This is a genomic window from Bartonella quintana (assembly GCF_009936175.1).
In the GTDB taxonomy this organism is placed as follows: domain Bacteria; phylum Pseudomonadota; class Alphaproteobacteria; order Rhizobiales; family Rhizobiaceae; genus Bartonella; species Bartonella quintana.
Genome location: NZ_AP019773.1, coordinates 1,046,193 through 1,064,154, shown reverse-complemented (window position 1 = coordinate 1,064,154; position 17,962 = coordinate 1,046,193). Strand labels below are relative to the sequence as shown.

At 37.0% G+C, this 17,962-nt stretch carries 16 protein-coding genes and 1 tRNA gene; 10 read left to right on the top strand and 7 right to left on the bottom strand.

The window, feature by feature from the left end; genetic code table 11:
* Positions 1 to 12: 12 nt before the first annotated feature.
* Complete coding sequence (locus tag MF1_RS04365) at positions 13 to 615, bottom strand: superoxide dismutase (RefSeq protein WP_011179172.1); 603 nt, start codon at positions 613 to 615, stop codon at positions 13 to 15.
* A 1,008-nt stretch (positions 616 to 1,623) separates the two neighbouring features.
* On the opposite strand from MF1_RS04365, the gene MF1_RS04360 reads away from it, so the two are divergent.
* Positions 1,624 to 1,698 (top strand) — tRNA-Gln (locus MF1_RS04360).
* Positions 1,699 to 2,016: 318 nt separating this feature from the next.
* Here MF1_RS04360 and MF1_RS06905 read toward each other — a convergent pair.
* Positions 2,017 to 2,493 carry an ATP-binding cassette domain-containing protein gene (locus MF1_RS06905; protein WP_161510551.1) on the bottom strand — a complete coding sequence of 159 codons (477 nt, stop codon included), beginning with the start codon at positions 2,491 to 2,493 and terminating at the stop codon, positions 2,017 to 2,019.
* Between the two features lie 174 nt (positions 2,494 to 2,667).
* Complete coding sequence (locus MF1_RS06900) at positions 2,668 to 3,075, bottom strand: 6TM ABC transporter family protein (RefSeq protein WP_244614181.1); 408 nt, start codon at positions 3,073 to 3,075, stop codon at positions 2,668 to 2,670.
* 201 nt (positions 3,076 to 3,276) lie between these two features.
* Between MF1_RS06900 and MF1_RS04345 the strand changes: the two genes are divergently transcribed.
* Positions 3,277 to 3,555 (top strand): hypothetical protein, encoded by a 279-nt coding sequence (locus tag MF1_RS04345; protein ID WP_161510550.1) that lies wholly within the window; start codon positions 3,277 to 3,279, stop codon positions 3,553 to 3,555.
* Positions 3,556 to 4,512: 957 nt separating this feature from the next.
* Here MF1_RS04345 and MF1_RS04340 read toward each other — a convergent pair.
* The 4 genes from MF1_RS04340 to MF1_RS04325 all read right to left on the bottom strand — a co-directional run bounded on the left by MF1_RS04340 (position 4,513) and on the right by MF1_RS04325 (position 9,210).
* On the bottom strand, positions 4,513 to 5,298 hold the full coding sequence (locus tag MF1_RS04340) for a DUF1499 domain-containing protein (RefSeq protein ID WP_161510549.1): 786 nt from the start codon (positions 5,296 to 5,298) through the stop codon (positions 4,513 to 4,515).
* Positions 5,299 to 5,913: 615 nt separating this feature from the next.
* Positions 5,914 to 6,453, bottom strand: coding sequence for a DUF1254 domain-containing protein (locus MF1_RS04335; RefSeq protein WP_014923889.1), 540 nt, complete (start codon positions 6,451 to 6,453; stop codon positions 5,914 to 5,916).
* Positions 6,446 to 7,042: a DUF1214 domain-containing protein gene (locus MF1_RS04330; RefSeq protein ID WP_011179176.1), complete on the bottom strand. Its 597-nt coding sequence runs from the start codon at positions 7,040 to 7,042 to the stop codon at positions 6,446 to 6,448. Before MF1_RS04330 ends, MF1_RS04335 begins: the two co-directional genes overlap by 8 nt.
* Positions 7,043 to 7,059: 17 nt before the next feature.
* A complete protein-coding gene (locus MF1_RS04325) occupies positions 7,060 to 9,210 on the bottom strand; it encodes a transglycosylase domain-containing protein (protein ID WP_014923890.1) in 2,151 nt (716 codons plus the stop codon).
* A gap of 366 nt (positions 9,211 to 9,576) precedes the next feature.
* On the opposite strand from MF1_RS04325, the gene MF1_RS04320 reads away from it, so the two are divergent.
* From MF1_RS04320 to MF1_RS04285, 8 genes are all read left to right on the top strand, one after another.
* Positions 9,577 to 9,813, top strand: coding sequence for a hypothetical protein (locus MF1_RS04320; RefSeq protein ID WP_042995333.1), 237 nt, complete (start codon positions 9,577 to 9,579; stop codon positions 9,811 to 9,813).
* Between the two features lie 18 nt (positions 9,814 to 9,831).
* A complete protein-coding gene (locus MF1_RS04315) occupies positions 9,832 to 10,500 on the top strand; it encodes a response regulator transcription factor (RefSeq protein WP_011179179.1) in 669 nt (222 codons plus the stop codon).
* Positions 10,497 to 11,921, top strand: a complete 1,425-nt coding sequence (locus MF1_RS04310; protein WP_042995335.1) for an ATP-binding protein — start codon at positions 10,497 to 10,499, stop codon at positions 11,919 to 11,921. Before MF1_RS04315 ends, MF1_RS04310 begins: the two co-directional genes overlap by 4 nt.
* A 266-nt stretch (positions 11,922 to 12,187) precedes the next feature.
* Positions 12,188 to 12,925, top strand: a complete 738-nt coding sequence (locus MF1_RS04305) for a tetratricopeptide repeat protein (protein WP_161510548.1) — start codon at positions 12,188 to 12,190, stop codon at positions 12,923 to 12,925.
* 372 nt (positions 12,926 to 13,297) lie between these two features.
* Positions 13,298 to 13,777 carry a cytochrome c maturation protein CcmE gene (gene ccmE / locus MF1_RS04300; RefSeq protein WP_161510766.1) on the top strand — a complete coding sequence of 160 codons (480 nt, stop codon included), beginning with the start codon at positions 13,298 to 13,300 and terminating at the stop codon, positions 13,775 to 13,777.
* A gap of 7 nt (positions 13,778 to 13,784) precedes the next feature.
* Positions 13,785 to 15,773, top strand: coding sequence for a heme lyase CcmF/NrfE family subunit (locus tag MF1_RS04295; RefSeq protein ID WP_161510547.1), 1,989 nt, complete (start codon positions 13,785 to 13,787; stop codon positions 15,771 to 15,773).
* Positions 15,770 to 16,228, top strand: a complete 459-nt coding sequence (locus MF1_RS04290) for a cytochrome c-type biogenesis protein (RefSeq protein ID WP_161510546.1) — start codon at positions 15,770 to 15,772, stop codon at positions 16,226 to 16,228. The genes MF1_RS04295 and MF1_RS04290 overlap by 4 nt, the downstream gene beginning before the upstream one ends.
* 184 nt (positions 16,229 to 16,412) lie before the next feature.
* Complete coding sequence (locus MF1_RS04285) at positions 16,413 to 17,924, top strand: Do family serine endopeptidase (protein ID WP_161510545.1); 1,512 nt, start codon at positions 16,413 to 16,415, stop codon at positions 17,922 to 17,924.
* The last annotated feature ends 38 nt before the right edge of the window (positions 17,925 to 17,962 follow it).

Here is a 17,962-nt window from a genome sequence, read left to right as displayed (position 1 = left end):
TATGCAAACAGCTTAAAATCCACAATCTTCATAAAGTTTTAAAACATAGTCCCAATTAATTAAATTATCCACAAAAGCTTCAAGATATTTTGGGCGCGCATTGCGATAGTCAATATAATAGGAATGTTCCCACACATCAACACCCAGAATAGGTTGCGCATCATGAACTAAAGGATTTTCACTATTAGATGTTTTCATAATTTCAAGTTTACCATCTTTAACAGCCACCCATGCCCATCCAGAACCAAATTGGGCAACGGCGGCGGCAATAAAATCTGCCCGGAACTTATTATAACCACCCAGATCAGATTCAATAGCTTTTGCTAATTTTTCAGGCAGTTTTTGACCACCACCACCTTTTTTCATCCAATGCCAAAAATGATTATGGTTGTAGTATTGGGCTGCATTATTAAACAAACCAATATTCTGTCCAAAGCTTTTTTTAACAATATGTTCAAGGCTTTCATTTTCTAAGCCTAAATCTTTCACAAAATTGTTGGTATTGGTAAGATAAGCGAGGTGATGCTTATCATGGTGATATTCAAGTGTTTCGCGTGACATATAAGGCGAAAGGGCATCATAATCATAAGGCAACTTAGCCAATTCAAAAGCCATTTAAAAATCTCCTCGATTCTAATTGTTAAGCTCATTTCACAAATCTAATTTGCCATTTACAGCGTATAAAATCAAATATTGAATATTGTTTGTATCAATTTCGTTTTAATGAGTAATCTCTTCGTAAAGGTGCTTTTTCTGGATGTAGTATTTGCTTAATTACTCAAAATATCGTTGATTTATTTATGCTGCTTCTGAAAAAAATCACAAACTCGTCGTGTCATAGAAAACGCAAATATCTTTTTTAAAGAATGAAAAGTAAATTAAACAGCTATTAGTTTGTGCATGGCTTATCTAAAATATTTCTTCAACACTATGTAACCTATCTTCCTTAATTTTTTACAGATTTTCTTAGCCTATTTATCACGGAGTATTTTACCATTTTTATCACGATTTTTTCAATGGCGTGTTAGCGGTTGTTTTTTGCAGGTGCCACTTTTTGCATAGACCTACAATATTTCATAAGTCGAATTGTGGCCAACAGTTTGCGTATATTGGCCAAAAGTGAGATTTGCCACGATAATCCAATTATGTTCGTCATATATTATAGGCATAATCTGTGAGTGGGGGAGGGAAAAGATGAATTTTTGAGTGCTGAATATCTGGAAATCAGGAATCCGGTCAGAAGATAAAAAAATCATCAAATTTAATTTGAAGAGCTTAAATTTCAATGCATCAAGAAAAGAGGTGATAATAAGGCATAGTCGGTGACAGAATATTAAATACGTTAGTAAAATGTAAATTCGAATTTTATGCCGTTAGTGGAAAATGGAGTAAGCAGGTAGAATGGCAAAACACAAAAAATGCAAAATAACAAACGGATAATCAGCTCTTGTTTTAGGGATGTAAATTAGCACAAATTTCTATTGTGAATTTTGCATCAACGTGAGACTCAGCAGATTTTAAAACTTTATGATAAAAAGATTAAGAGCTTTGATTTTCAGATATTGCGCACATTCACGGGAATCGCTATAAGATACGCGGATGTATGTAAGCATATTCTTCTTTTGGGGTATAGCCAAGCGGTAAGGCACCGGTTTTTGGTACCGGCATTCCCTGGTTCGAATCCAGGTACCCCAGCCACATATAAAATCAGAAGCTTATGAGTTTACAGAGAAGTTCAGAAATCTTGCGTCCTTTGATAATTGGTTTATTTTTAAGGGGTGGCATATTGTTTTCGATAGAGTTGAGTTGAGAAGCGCTTTGATTGGCAAAACTGTTACTCCTACATTTGTGAACGAATTGGTGCTAACTTTCTCGACTCTGTGCTGATTTTTAATCTCCGTTCTCTCTTGTTTTTTACTCCAACAAGCTGCTCTAAAAGGAAGCTGTGACACCAATTTGGTCTCACTACAGTTTTAATGTCTCTATGGGTGGCTTACCCATTCTTACTGCATTGTTTTAAACCTTTGCTTTTTGTTTTCTATCCTCTAAAATTCTCAGTGCGGATATTGTTGGTCCGTTAACATTTTCCGTCTCATCCAAATGGCCAGCCCTTGAGGAAATTGAGCAAGGAAGATCATGACAAGCACTTTCCTGAAATGCGGCGTTGATTTCAATATTGCTAGCATCTGGTTTGGCAAGATGCATATTTTCAAGAATAGTTCCGGAAAAAAGACAAGGGTTTGGGAGAAAATACACGATTATTTTACGCATGCTACGGATATCGAAATTCTGTAAAGATTGGTCATTAATTAATATCTGTCCACTTGCTAGGGAATAAAGCCTATAGATGATTTTAGCTAAAGTTGATTTTCCACAGCCTGAAGGACTAAGCAGCATAATGGGTTTCCCAGGTTGTAAACAGATATCAAGATGGTTGATAATAAGCTTCTCTCCATAAGAAAAACAGATATCTTTAGCTTCAAGATGAGGCATCTCGGTAAGCTGAAAGGATGTTTTTTTTCTTCCTATTCCGATGGAGAGTTAAGAATATCATCCAAACGAAAGCGGGAGATTTTTTTTAAGTGTTGCCATTCTTCCCATAAAGACGCGAGGCTTAAGATAGGACTAGAAACATTGCTGGCAAGAAGATGAAAGGCGATAAGTTGTTCAAGTGTGATCTGATTTTGAAGCACTGCTTGAGCACCAAAAAAGTAATGGAAGTGGCGAAAGGGTCACCAAAATATAGCTTAAAGCACCATTTAAGAGATGAAACTTGCTGGTTGTACGGCTTTGATCCAAACTGCGGGCTAAAGTTTCTTGTATGCGTATCGTATGGGCTAGCTCTTTTACGTATGTTTTGATGACTTCAAGATTAGTAAAATTTTCAATAAGGTGTGATTGAGCTTGTAGAATAAAAGTATGGCGCAATTGGTGGTGCAGAAAGGGACCGATGGAAAAGAGTGCTGCGAGAAAAATGATCGCAAAGAGAACATTCAGAACGGTTGTTGCAATGGTTCCCGTTAGAAACCTGCAAATTTTATCAACTGCTCCGATTCGTGTGGATAGTTCCCACACTTGTCAAGTGCGTAAAGCGGGCAAAGAGAGGCTTAACGCAGGGGTGTAAATACGTCGCCCAAATTCAAATTGGAAGCAGATTGGCTAACTAAGCTCCTAAATAGCCCAATAGAGTGCTAAGAGCTGTGCTAAACAGCATGATAGCCATTTAAAATGTATCATTATGATACGTTTTTATAAATGATGATAAGGAGGATTGATATGTTTGATTCACGTTTAGTTTATAATTTAGATGATTCAACACCTATTTATAGCAGAGCATATAGCGTTATTGATTTTGATTATCACGTGAATATAGTGGGTTTGCAAGGAGCAGTTATGGAAGAAGAAGGCCGAGCAATGGGGGGCTATAATTCTGATAAGGTGCATTTTAAGGTGCATTTTAGGTGTGGCCTCATAGGTGCTGGAGGAGGATTCTTAGGAGGTGTGATGCTTGGGAGTTTGCAGAGCAAGCCTGAGAGTGTTGATTCTAACTTATAGAGAATAACTATAAAAATATCTGTGAATTTAATAATTTTGTAAACATAGCCGGAAAATTATCAAAATTGGATGTCTATATAAGATGTATTTCAGAGATATCTATTATTTATTAATAGATATTTTATTTTGTTTTTTTATGACGGATATTCTTTATAAAATTGCATCATCATTGATTATAACAATTATCGTTGGTTTTGTATGATTATTTTTGGGGAGCTTTAATGGTCGAAGTTTAAAAGAATCTGCAAAAACATTTTTACCAATAACTGGTATGTTGTTTATTGTTGATTTTTTCTGTCGATATATTGGATTACATCAATTTTTATGAAAAAAAGATTTCAGAGAATTTATTCTTGATTTTTGCATTCATAATGCTTTACAGGGAACCTTCCTCTCAATTTAAGTTTTAATATTTTGTGATCGAACTTTCTCATAAAATTGTGGTATCTTTGATTGTAACACTTATCAGTGGACTTTTTATTTATTTTATTACGGAAATTTAAAGGTGATAGTTGGAAAAATTCTATAAAAAGATTATAAGAAATAATCATTTTTTTATTACTTTTTTATTTAAATATACTAATTTACATCAAATTTTAGATAAGTATATTTTAATATCTTGATGAATTTCTTTTCTTATTGCAAGAAAATAAGCCTGTAAGGGATATTTTTTAGCTTATTATATCAATCCTATTTATTTCCTAACCGTATGATAAGTTTTTTCATATCTACAATTAACTTATTATCCTGTATAAATTTAAAATTCTAATTCAAATATTTTGATCCAGGTTATCACAAGATAAAAAGAGCTTTAAATTGCTTTGGGATTGTTAAGAGATTGTCCATATGCTTATAGCTTTTGAAAGAAGATAACCGATTTATTCATTTTGCGTATCACAAAATTTATTTTAGAAATAAGCGGTGTTACTAAATAGAACCTCTTATCCTCTTCAGTTTTTATTCATCATCTTGAGAAAGGGGAAGTGAAGCGATTTCTGTATCAAGTGCATTCATAAAATCGATAATAAAAGCGGCATTGGTACCAAAATCTCTTGGCAAATAACGTGAGGCAGAACGCATATCAACAAAAGTTGTATCACCTTCATCGGTTAAACGTATCACAATGTCTGAAATAAAACCAAGGTAAAAAGTTTTTGCTATTGTTTCAATATAAATCTCATTTTCTTCACCTTTAAATTCCCGTTGAGCCACAACGGGCCAACCGGAAGCTTCTAAAACATTGAGAACTGAATTGCGAATATGATCAGGTGAGCCATCATAACGACGTCCCGCCATTTCCGGCCATTTTGACATTTGTAATGCCGCCTGTTCAATCAAAACACTTTTGAGCGGCAAAGCATCGATGGGACGTATAGTTCGAAAAAAAGCCGGTGGTCTTCGGGTATCAGTAGAAACATCGTGAAGAGCAGGAAAAGCAAACCAAAGTCTAATAAATAACACCAATGGTGTGGCAGTGATCAATGAATAAATGATCCCTCTTAAAGCTTTCATTCCCCCCAGAGCGCCATACACCCATAAATTGTAAAATGCTTTGACAGCAAGAAAAAGAGAAACAATAATACAGCAAGCAGAGATTATAATCAAAATCATAAAATCGGTTACATTAATCATGGAAAAGCGCTGTAACAGTATTGAAAACAGCAAAATAAAGAATGCTAACCCACTAAAACAGGGAGACCATACTGCTGCCCTTGAGATTAACCGAACATATGTCTTCTTCATGAAACTTTTTTCCCCTCAAACATGGACCATAAGCAAAATTTTCCTCAGACTTCATGTCTGATGGAAAGATTCCAGTCATATGACAAAAGTAAAGCACTTATTTTTGAGGTCAAGGATGCTTTGGACTCCATCAACTTCTGGTAGTCATTCTCGCTAATTGGGATGGGGTAATTTTATTCCCTTTATAAATTGATTGAATTTTATGGAGAACAGTTTTTATCACATAGGAATAGGTTAGATGACAAGCTTTATGGTTGATATGAATGTATTTGTTCAAAACTTTTGGCTGTTTACTCTTTTTTAGCCGAATAGAAGTTTTCCTATCGAATATGATACGATTATTTTTGTGCAAAGAGGTTTTATTCTATTTCAAACCAATGGGCTGATTTATTTCGTTTAATCATTTAGCAGATTAGTGTCCCAGCAAAAAAGTCTGCAGATCATTTTTGATGATTTGTACCTCAATAAAAAATTCAGGTGTTTTAAAATTGGAATAAGGATTGCATTCTAGTTTTAATGTTTAGCCGATTGGGTTTAAAAATTATAATATTGGGGTACGCTTTCGTCCATTTTTATAAAGTGTGAGCTGTTGTACAGTCGGAAGTCTGTGTGATTTTATTCATTGAATATTCGACAAGTTGCGGATGAGAGGAAAGCTTCGCTTTCTTTCTTTGCAAGTAAAGAAGGAGCAAAGATTCGTAAGATAGCAAAACCTTCATTCAAATTTTTAGAAACTAAAACTGAACTGAAATTGTTTTTAGACTTTGACTGTTTGAGTTCTATTATTTCTATAGGTTTTCCAATAATAAGATCAAGTGTAGCATGAGGAGCTGTTCGGTCATTCAGGCTGTAGAAAATAATTCCATCACGTGTGTAGGCTGATAGTGACCAAAATTGTGTTGTCTTCAAAGCCTTTAAATGAACAGGCCCATTTTCGAGATCAAATCTGCAGGCTTTAAGAAGAAAGAGCGGATCAGCAGACTGCTGAATAGGATTGTTGGGCTCCAAATCGACAAATTGATAAGGGGCTCCTGATTTTTTAAGTTGTATCCATATATTATTTTGCTCCCAATAGGGTATCAAAAATAAAACGCAAATATGGACAATGAGAGCACCAATGATTGCAAGAAGTGCGGCGTGAATGAATCTAGTCACAGTTTATTTGCTTTGATGAAACTTGTTCGACAGATGGCATCATGAGCTTGTGTAATGCCGTTGCAGAGATGATTGGGGTATCGTATAAAGTAAGAATAAGTCCGAATTCCTTTTGACTGACCGTTGCAAGCCAATTGCCGCTTTGCGGTGTTGGTGAGATGTTGACATGTAATGAGCCATCACTTTCATAGATAACATTGTTGGTATAGAGTTCAAAAGGTATTTCCTTAGGTGAAGTATAGGGTTTGAGAAATTTATCAGCTGTGTAAAGAGTAAAGAGACGGGCTTCAGGGATGTGGCCTTTGAGCAAATAATGGCAATTGGAGTGTAGCGGACGCCCGTGGTTATCTTTCCAAATTTGAAAAATGAGGCCTTCTGTGCGTCCAATTGAAATGTCGCCTCGTTTAGCAGTGCGTGCGCGGGTATAGGGATCAGTATTGGCGGTCCCCGCTTGTGGGTAAGCGCTCCATTCCCCAATTGTAAATTGCCCAAAATGATGAAAGGAATTAAGCATGTAATCGACGCTCAATATTCCACATAAAATAGAAGAAGCGAAGATGAAAAAGGAAACAATAATATGAGGAAACATGATAGAATATCTCGGATTTAAAATGTTGAAGCTCCAATGGTTCTCATCTTCAAGGAGATTGCAGCTGGATTTTTTAGATCTTTATTAATCAGACGCACAATATTCAATGTTTCAGGGGAAAGAGTAGAGGGTATTTTGGATGCAAGCTCACAATCATCATGGGAAGAAAGAGGGGGGAGCTGATAAGGGAGAAGCGAATCTTTGACACCATAAAGCTGTTTGAGCATGATATTTTGGTGTGCAGACAGCATGATGCGATGCCATATCATGGCGGGTATGCCGCCACCAAAAGCCCGATTCATCGGTGAAAAATCATCATTACCCATCCATACAGCTCCAGTATAGTTACCGGTAAAGCCAACAAACCATGCATCGCGATAGGATTGTGATGTTCCAGTTTTTCCAGCAACAAGGGTCATGGGGAGAGCAGCACGTTTACCCGATCCTCGTGTGGTGACACCAACCATCATTTGGTTCATATAAGCCGCTGATTGTTCGCTGAGTACTCGATGTGGTTTATCACCGTTATGCTCAAAATCCCACACTACATGCCCATCTGTTGTTCTGATTTGTGTGAAACCATGGCGATTACCAGCCATGCCTCCATTAGCAAAGACATTGAAACCGGTTGCCTGATCCATGGGTGTCATATTGGATGTGCCCAGAATCATGGTTTTATGTGATAAAATATGAGCATCAATACCCATATTTTTGATTAGATTTATGATTGGTTGGGTGTCTCGGTTAAGGTATTGATATGTAAGATAGACAGGCACTGTATTGATAGAAAAAGCTAAAGCAGTTGCTAAATCGATTTTACCGAGATAACGACCAGAATTATTTTTTGGTGACCAGCCTCCCCAATTGATGGGAGAATCTAAGACTATTGTTGAAGGAGACAGACCACGTTCCATTGCAGCTGCGTAAACATAAGGTTTGAATGAAGAACCAGGTTGCCGTCCGCCTTGTGTTGCTCTGTTAAATTGGCTTTTGCTATAATCCAATCCTCCAACAATTGTACGTACAGCTCCATTATTGTCAAGTATGACAGTGGCAGCTTGTGTTACGCGATATTGTTGACCATATTGGTGCAAATGATATGTGATTGATTCCTCGGCTACTTTTTGGATATCTGGATCAAGAGTAGTTTGAATGATCAAACTATGGCTTGGAAGTTGGTCACGCATTTTTTTGATTTCGTCAAATACCCAATCAAGAAAATAATCAGGTTGGTTACTTTTTATTTTTGTAAGAGCACTGGCAGGATGGCGATGAGCGTTGATAATTTGGCTCTCAGTCATGAAGCCACTATCAACAAGGTTAGAAAGTACCACATTGGCACGTGTTTGGGCAGCAAATAGGTGATTATGAGGAGCGTATTTGGTTGGAGCCTTGAAGAGTCCTGCTAGCATAGCGGATTCGCTAAGGGATACATCGCGTATGTTTTTACCAAAATAAAATTTCGCAGCTGCTGCGATACCAAAATTGTTTCCTCCCATGTATGCGCGGTCAAGATAAAGTTGCAAAATCTGTTTTTTGCTGAAGTTTGCTTCTAACCAAAGGGCAAGATAAGCTTCCTTGATTTTGCGTGTTATGGTTCTTTCATTTGTTAAGAACAAATTTTTAGCCAGTTGTTGTGTAATGGTTGAACCACCTTGAACCACACTTTTAGCTTGCATATTGTGTAAGATTGCTCGCGTGAGGCCTTGCAAATCAATACCCCAATGATCGAAAAAACGACGGTCTTCTGTTGCGAGGACTGCTTTAATGACATAATCAGGCATTTCTTCAATAGGGACAGGTATAGCTGGCAGTGCACCACGATGACCGATAGGATTCGCATATCGATCTAGAAAAAGAATGGAAAAATTCTGAGGAAAATACCAATTTTTTTTTGTTAATTCGAAAACAGAAATGCCGGCGATGGTGAAAAGAGTAAAACCAATCAATCCTAATGTAAGTGTTTCATCAAGAATTTCGATTATAAATCGTTTCCATCCTCGTATATAAAAGCATTGTGAGATAATTTTTGCCCTGTTCCAGAAAAAACTGTTAGCAGAGCGAATGTGATAAAGTGCTGTGTCTAATAGTGCATCTAGTTCAATAAGTGCAGGACTATGAAATGGTTTATTCTGTTGTGCTTTCTTTTTTTTAAAAAAGTCAAACATTTAAAAGAGCCTATGAAAAAGTGATGCAACAAAAATCTGTAATGATTATATGGAATAAAAGCCCTTTTTTGCTACAGTTTTAACAAAAAAAGATCTTAATTTAATGAAAGAGTTCATTTTAGGACTACGATAATTTATCTTCTGTAGATCAATCCTCAGCTTTTATTGTTTGTTTAAAAATCTTCTCTTCCAATTGTTGTAATAATCCTTAAAGCAGATTTTATTTTGAAGTTGTTAAAATTGGGGGTAATATTGAATGATTATTCTGTTACACAAAGTGGAGGTTGTGCCTTATGAGTAATTTTTGAATAGGCAAAAAAGACGTTGTTCATTCTATATTCACCTAAAATAGATTATAAAATATCTATGATGAAAAAAGTTTTCTTGTTTATATTGATAGCAGTCTTTCTAAATGCCGATTCTGTTATAGCTGCTGAGTGTGCTAGAGTTGGTAAGGAGATTGCGAACCAAAAGAAGGCGGTGTTAGTACGTTCAACTCCCGTTGTTCAGGATGGAAGGGAGATGTGTGTAGTTGTGGTCGTAGTGCCTGCTCGTGATGGTAAAAAACTGCACCGTGTTGAAGTTTCTATTCCTGCCGATTAATCCTTGGCAGATGTTGCGATGCGTATTTTAATTGTTGAAGATGATCGGAATCTGAATCATCAATTAGCAGAGGCTGTGAGAAGTGCGGGATATGTCTCGGATAGTGCTTTTGATGGTCAAGAGGCTTATTTTTTAGGAAGCACAGAGTCTTATGATGCTGTGATTCTTGATATCGGTTTGCCGCTTCTAGATGGAATTTCTGTTGTTGAAAAATGGCGCAAAGAAGGGCATCTTATGCCTGTTTTAATGCTAACGGCGCGAGATCGCTGGTCTGATAAGGTGTTTGGCATTGATGCAGGTGCTGATGATTATGTTGTTAAGCCCTTTCATTTGGAGGAATTGATGGCACGGTTGCGGGCGTTAATTCGTCGATCTGCGGGGCATGCGACAAGCGCGTTATGCTGTGGTGCAGTTTTGTTAGATACGAAGACTTCTCGTGTTTTTGTTGATGGTCAATTGATTAAATTGACATCATATGAATTCAGACTTCTTTCGTATCTTATGCATCATTGCGGTAGGGTGGTTTCAAAGACGGAGCTTACTGAACATCTTTATGATCAGGATTTTGACAAGGATTCGAATACGGTTGAAGTTTTTGTAGGGCGGTTACGTAGAAAACTTGGGGTGGATGTAATTGAGACCATTCGTGGAATGGGCTATCGTGTGAGAATACCAGGTGATCAATGATTGTTCTAAAGAACAATAGCCGGCTTAAGAATGTATTTTTTTTAATCGGTAGATCTCTCAGCTTACGCGTTATGATCTTATCAACATTATGGGTCATTATTTCGCTTTCATCGATTTCTGCAGTCAGTATTTTGTTTTATCGACGCTCAAGTGAACAAAGCCTAGAGCGTATCCTTTTTGCTCAACTTTACAGTCTTATTGCGGCAGTGACTGTGTCAAGTGAGGGGAATTTGAAAGGAAATTTGGGAATTGATGATATTCGTTATTCAGACCCAACATCGGGTTGGTATTGGGAAGTTGTTGCTATATCATCTAATCTACAAGGAAGACTGACTTCTCCATCATTGGGAAGCAGGAAAATATTTTCACCCAGTGATGTCGATATACCTTTTGATAACAATTTTTTTCGCTCTTATCGGATAAAGGGGATCAACGATCAGAAGCTACAGGTGATTGAGAGTGATGTTGTGCTTGATAATCAGAATCATGTTGCGCGTTTTCGTCTCGTTGGCAATATTGATGAAGCACATGCACAAGTGCAGGAGTTTAAGCGGACTTTGCAAATTTTTCTTTGGAGTTTTGGTATAGGCAGTGTTCTTATCAACTTTGCTATTATTCTCTTTAGTTTTCAACCGTTGAAGCTTATCCGACAAGCATTGAATGATATTCGCGAAGGAAAAGTTCATTACATGAGTACGGATTTAGTAAGCGAAGTGATGCCGCTAGCACAAGAGATGAATACCCTTATTCATAATGATCAGCGTATTATCGAACGGTTTCGGACCCAGGTTGGTAATCTTGCTCATTCATTAAAAACGCCGTTGTCAGTTATTATGAATGAGGCTGATAAGATGTGCGGAGAACAGGCGATTTTATTGAGAGAGCAAACTAAAATAATGCAGGACCAAATAAATCATTATCTAAAACGCGCTCGCATTGCAGCACAACGCGACAGTGTCGTTTATCATACATCTGTTCGCAAAGTAGTTGACCGTTTGGTAAGGGTTATGAAAAAGCTTAATCCTGAGAAACAGTTTCAATTTGTCATGGATGCCGATGATATTATTTTTTCTGGTGAAAGGGAAGATTTAGAAGAAGTCGTGGGTAATTTGATTGAGAATGCTGCTCAGTGGTCTCGCAAAAAAGTTCTGATTTCTTGTTATTTAGAAAAAAATATTGAAGAAGCAGAATTCTTCAGTATCCTCGTAGAAGATGATGGTTTTGGTTTAACAGAAGAACAAATTGATGAAGCTTTTAAAAGAGGTCATCGATTTGATGAAAGTAAGCCCGGAACAGGTTTAGGGTTAGCGATTGTTTCCGATATGGTCAACGAATATGGCGGAAGCCTTTTCTTATCTCGTTCTGATTTGGGCGGATTATATGTGAGAGTTTTATTACCAAAGAAGGTAACTCTTTTATGAGAATGTATATATATTAAAATTTTTAAAAATATCGCAATATTTTTGCACATCATTTCAGAATGTTAAAGGGCGATATCTTTCTGCAATTAGAATATAGAGATAAAGTTTTATTTTTGTCCTTTATGCATCTTAGAAAAATTGATGATAAACTTTACCATACCACATATAAAAAATGGTTTTCCATCATTTTTTTATCAGTATTCTTGTGATTAAAAAGGGGAGATAATTGGTTACACTTTTTGATTCTTGTATTAATATCAAGTAATATGCCATTGCTAATTTGGGCTGCAATTTTTCTTCTACTTTTGGCGATTGCTGTTTTCTTTTCGCTGTGTTTTCCCTGTGCGCTAAAAAAGGAAAGGCGCGTTTCGATCATGGGTATTGATGGGAGTCGTATGTATGTGATTAAATCGGATAAACTTTACAAGCATTATGTAAATAGACGTGCTTTGAAACCTTTTAGTATTTTTTTTATTTTTCTTATTACCTGGAATGTTTACGCTCTAACAGGCAATCCAGAAGTTAAGAGTTATTTTTTTAGCGAATTAATGGATAAGAATCCAAAGATGCTTAGTAAGCGTGAACAGCTTATTCGTCTACAAGTGCTTTTTTTTCGTACCCCCAACGATGGCAAGTTAGCGGATGCGCTGGCGGTAGGATACCTCGAGGAAGGCTATTTTCGCGATGCAGTAAATATGTATTTGGATGCACTTCGCTTAAATGGAGAATCGGCTCCAAGGCTTGTAGGGTATGGTCTGGCATTGATTGGTTATGAGGGGGGAACAATTACACAAGAAGCACAAAATGCTTTTCAAAAAGCTGCAGATTTGGTGCCAAATGATTTTTATCCTCGTTTATTACTAGCTGAAGCACTTCATCAAGCGGGTAAGTCTGCACAGGCAGTCCAGTTTTTACAAAATTTCCTTAATACAATGCCTGAGGATTTTGCAGCACGATCGCGTGTTGAAGCAATGATTATTCAGTTACGTGATTTATCTGATTAGAATGCTCAGAAAGTGGTTGTGGACAGTTTAGATATTAAATCAGAAGGAGTATGAAAAAGCATTCAGAGAGGTGAATTAAAGTGGTGGTATCCTAGAAGTGGATGTTAAGGCCCATGATGGTTGAAGAACTGAGATAAAAATGAAGGAGCGCAACAAGGTGGTGAAGGCGTATTGTAAGTGAAAGTTGGTAGAAAAAATTCTTTTACAAAGAAGTAAGAAAGGCGCTGAGGAGGATTATTGGGGTGAGGAGAGGTATTGGATAAAAAATTGCACCCATATACAAGATGTGCGAAGCTCTTTAAAAGAAAAGGTATATATAGGTATTGATGCTTATATGAATGTGTTTATAAAAAGGATTTTCGTAGAGTGTCTATGAACAATCAATCTTTTAAAAATCCTCTATCATTGAAAGTTATTTTAAAACAGCGGAAAAGAAACCGATTGTTTTTGATTTTTTTATGCTTTTTCATCGTAGTAATTGCGATAAGTCTTATCATGTATGCAATGCGTAATATGGTGAGTTTTTTTCGAACACCATCTGAAATCACAAAAGAAGATATTCTCATAGGACGTCCTTTACGTTTAGGTGGTTTTGTTGAAAAAGGCACAGTTGAATATATTGGGAAGATGAAAGTTACTTTTTTCGTAACGGATAACGCAAAACATAAAAAAGTTGTTTTTATTGGCATATTGCCAGATCTTTTTCGTGAAGGGCAAGGCGTTGTCGTGGAAGGATATTTTAATAAACAAGGGCTTTTTGTAGGTAAGCGCGTTTTGGCAAAACATGATGAAACTTATATGTCTAAAGAAAAAGCTGATCGCTTGAACAAGCATCACACTGTGGAGAAATGATTCGATTGTGCTTGTTGAACTGGGTCATATTTTTTTAGCCGCAGCATTTGCAGTGAGTTTAATGCAGGCATTTTTACCTGCTTTGGGTGTTTGGTGGGAGGATCATTCATTGATGCGAACAGCAGTTCCCTTCACCTATATTACTTTTACATTATTGCTCTTATCTTTTTTGATTATTGTTCATGCCCATATGGTATCTGATTTTTCTGTTTTAAATGTTGTTGAGAATAGCCATTCTGAAAAACCAATGCTTTATAAGATCACTGGTGTTTGGGGAAATCACGAAGGATCCATGTTGTTATGGGTTTTAAGTCTTGCTTTTTTCAGTACATTGATGGCATTATTTAGCCAACATTTACCAGAACAGTTTAAGACATTAATTTTGGTTTGCCAAAGTTGGATTATAAGTGCCTTTCTTGTATTTGTTCTTTTTTTATCGAATCCATTTTTACGTATTAATCCACCGGCATTGCAGGGAAATGATCTCAATCCTCTTTTGCAAGATATCGCTTTAGCAATTCATCCACCACTTCTTTATTTAGGCTCTGTCGGTTTTTCTCTTTGTTTTTCTTTTGCAGTAGCTGCATTGGTTATGGGACATGTCGATGGACGTTGGGCGCATTGGGTTCGTCCTTGGCTTCTTCTTGCTTGGTGTTTTTTGACACTAGGCATTATGGTTGGGTCCTATTGGGCTTATTATGAGTTAGGATGGGGTGGTTATTGGTTTTGGGATCCAGTTGAAAATGCTTCGTTTATGCCCTGGCTTTCAGGAACAGCTTTTTTGCATTCTGCTCTTGTTCTGGAAAAGCGGGAAACATTAAAAAGTTGGACTTTATTTTTGGCACTTCTTACTTTTTCTCTTTCTCTTATGGGAACTTTTCTTGTTCGTTCAGGTCTTTTAGTATCTGTTCACAGTTTTGCCATTGATCCAGCACGTGGGCGGGCAATTCTTGCACTTTTATTCTTTTTCACCGGAGGAGCTTTTTTTCTCTTTGCTTTGCGCGTACCCATTTTAAAAGCAGGTAGATTATTTCGGCCAATTTCACGTGAAGGTTTTATTGTTTTAAATAATCTCTTGCTTACAACAATAACAGCGACAGTATTGATTGGTACGCTCTATCCTTATTTTATTGAGGCATTGACTGGAAAAAAAATTTCTGTAGGTGCCGCTTTTTTTAACATTACCTGTGGTCCTTTAATGATATTATTGTTGTTGTTGGTTCCGTTTGGATCAATGATGGTATGGAAAAGCGGTGATTTTCTTGGGGTTTTTGAACGGTTGTGGGTTGTTTGCGTATTAGCCTGTGTAGCCTGTTTTATAACGTTTTATGCAACATCTTTGCGTGATATTTTTGCAGCTTTAGGAGTAGGACTTTCAGTTTTTGTTTTTTTAGGCAGTTTAGCTGATCTTTGGAAGAAAAGTGGACATCACAAGTTAGCTTTGTCGGTGCGGTTTAAGAGATTTATTGGATTGCCATGGTCAGTTTTTGGTGCAGCAGTGGCACATATGGGATTAGCTGTTACATTGTTTGGTATTGTCTGTGTTGCGACTTTTGCTCAAGAGCGTATTTTAACCATGCACATAGGAGATAGGGTTACAATAGCGGGTAAAACTATTTGCTTTGACAAAGTGCATGAAAGCGCCGGTCCGAATTATTCTGCAATGGAGTTTAATTTTACAGTCTATGAAAACAAGCATGCAGTCCGCAACGTAATAGCATCAAAACGTTTCTATTCAAGCCAGAACATATCAACAACAGAAGTTGGTATTCAAAATCATGGCTTATTATCCCAATTATATATTGCACCGGGCCATATAGATGATCAAGGGCTTGTTGTGCATCTATGGTGGAAGCCTTACGTGATTTGTGTATGGTTAGGGGCAATAATGATGGCTATGGGGGGGTGTTTTTCTCTTTTTGGTTATTGGTTTCGCATTGGGTTGCATCGACGGATAGCTTCCCGCTTCAAGTTTTCTGAAAAGGCTTTGAGATGAAGAAGGAACTGTTTTGGGCTTTGTTTTTTTTAATTGCTATTTTTCCTTTACGATTAGCGATAGCAGTGGAGCCGGATGAAGTTTTAAAGGATGCAGTCCTTGAAGCTCGTGCACGTGATATTTCATCACATTTGCGTTGTCCGGTTTGCCAAAATCAATCAATTGATGATTCAAATGCTTCCTTGGCACGTGATTTACGGCTTTTGATCCGTGAACGTTTAAAAATAGGTGACAGTGATCAGCAGATCATTGATTTTCTTGTTGAGCGATATGGTGAATTTATCCTTTTGAAACCGCCATTTAATAAAACAACTTGGCTTTTATGGTTATCACCTTTGATAATTATAAGTCTTGGTGCAAGCGCTCTATTTTTTCGGATAAGATGGTACAAGCCCGAAAAAATAATTACTTTAAATACGGATAAAGAAAAACAGTCAAAGTCAAAATACCGTTGAGTTGACACAGATATTACAAGATTACGGGAAGAAAAATTGGAGTACGTTGAACCTAATAATTCAGCTTTTTCTGTGCTTAAATCTTACAAAACTTTAACAATTTAGACAGAAAACGGTAAGGTCTTTTGTTTTATAAGTGATTGGACTCTGGATAAAAATATGACTAAATAGGAGCATAGACTAAATGGTTAAAAAAACTTTCTTCCCAACATTAGCCGCAGTAGGTTTTTCTGCTGCTTTAGAAACTGCCCTGTTTTTTAGTGGGTGTGGATCAAGCTTGTGGATGACCGAAGCTCGTGCAAATTCTGTGTTTGCTTCGTTAGTGCAACAGCAGGGTTTCGCAAATATTGTTTCTCAAGTTAAACCTGCTGTTGTTTCAGTACAGGTGAAGAGCAATAAAAAGAAAAAAGAGTGGTTCTTTAGTGATTTTTTTAGTTTTCCAGGTCTTGACCAATTACCAGATCAACATCCCTTGAAGAAGTTTTTTCAAGAATTTTATGATCATGGTAAGCCTAGTAATAAGTCTTTGAAACGTCCGCATAGGCTTCGTCCTATAGCTTTTGGATCGGGCTTTTTTATCTCGTCTGATGGTTATCTGGTGACCAATAATCATGTGATTTCTGATGGTACAAGTTACACTGTTGTTCTTGATGATGGCACAGAACTGAATGCAAAACTCATTGGAACAGATGCGCGAACCGATCTTGCGGTATTGAAAGTAGATGAAAAAAGAACATTTTCGTATGTTGATTTTGGTGATGATTCAAAACTTCGCATTGGTGATTGGGTGGTTGCTATTGGTAATCCATTTGGCCTTGGTGGAACTGTAACAGCAGGTATTGTTTCGGCACGTGGACGCGATATCGGTACTGGCGTTTATGATGATTTTATTCAGATTGATGCTGCTGTTAATCGAGGAAATTCTGGAGGTCCAACTTTTGATCTTAACGGAAAAGTTATAGGAGTTAATACAGCAATTTTTTCTCTTTCTGGGGGCAATGTTGGGATTGCTTTTGCTATTCCGGCAGCAATAGCGAAACAGGTTGTGCAACAACTTATCGAGAAAGGTTCAGTTCAGCGTGGTTGGCTTGGGGTGCAGATTCAGCCTGTGACGAAAGAAATTTCTGATTCAATTGGTTTGAAAGAGGCTAAAGGCGCTTTGATTACTGATCCGTTAAAGGGTCCAGCCGCGAAAGCTGGTATCAAGGCAGGGGATGTCATTATTTCGGTAAATGGTGAAAAGATTAATGATGTCCGTGATCTAGCAAAGCGTATTGCAAATATTAAACCAGGAGAAACAGTAACATTAGGTGTTTGGAAATCTGGTAAAGAGGAGAATATCAAGGTTAAACTTGATACAATGCCTGACGATAAAGTTATGAAAGAAGACTCAAAATATTCAAATGGGCGCAATGATTCAAATGAAACATTGGAAGATTATGGTTTGATTGTTGCTCCTTCTGATGATGGGATAGGGTTGGTCGTAACTGATGTCGATTCAGATTCAGATGCTGCCGATAAAGGAATACGCCCTGGTGATGTGATTGTTACAGTTAATAATAAATCTGTTAAAAAGGTATCTGATATTACTGACACAATTAAAAATGCCCAAAAGTTAGGACGAAAAGCCATACTTTTACAAGTGCGAACAAATGATCAAAACCGTTTTGTAGCTCTTCCAATTTTCAAAAAATAACATTTTTAAAACACTAGGGCAGAGGTCTTATAAGCTTC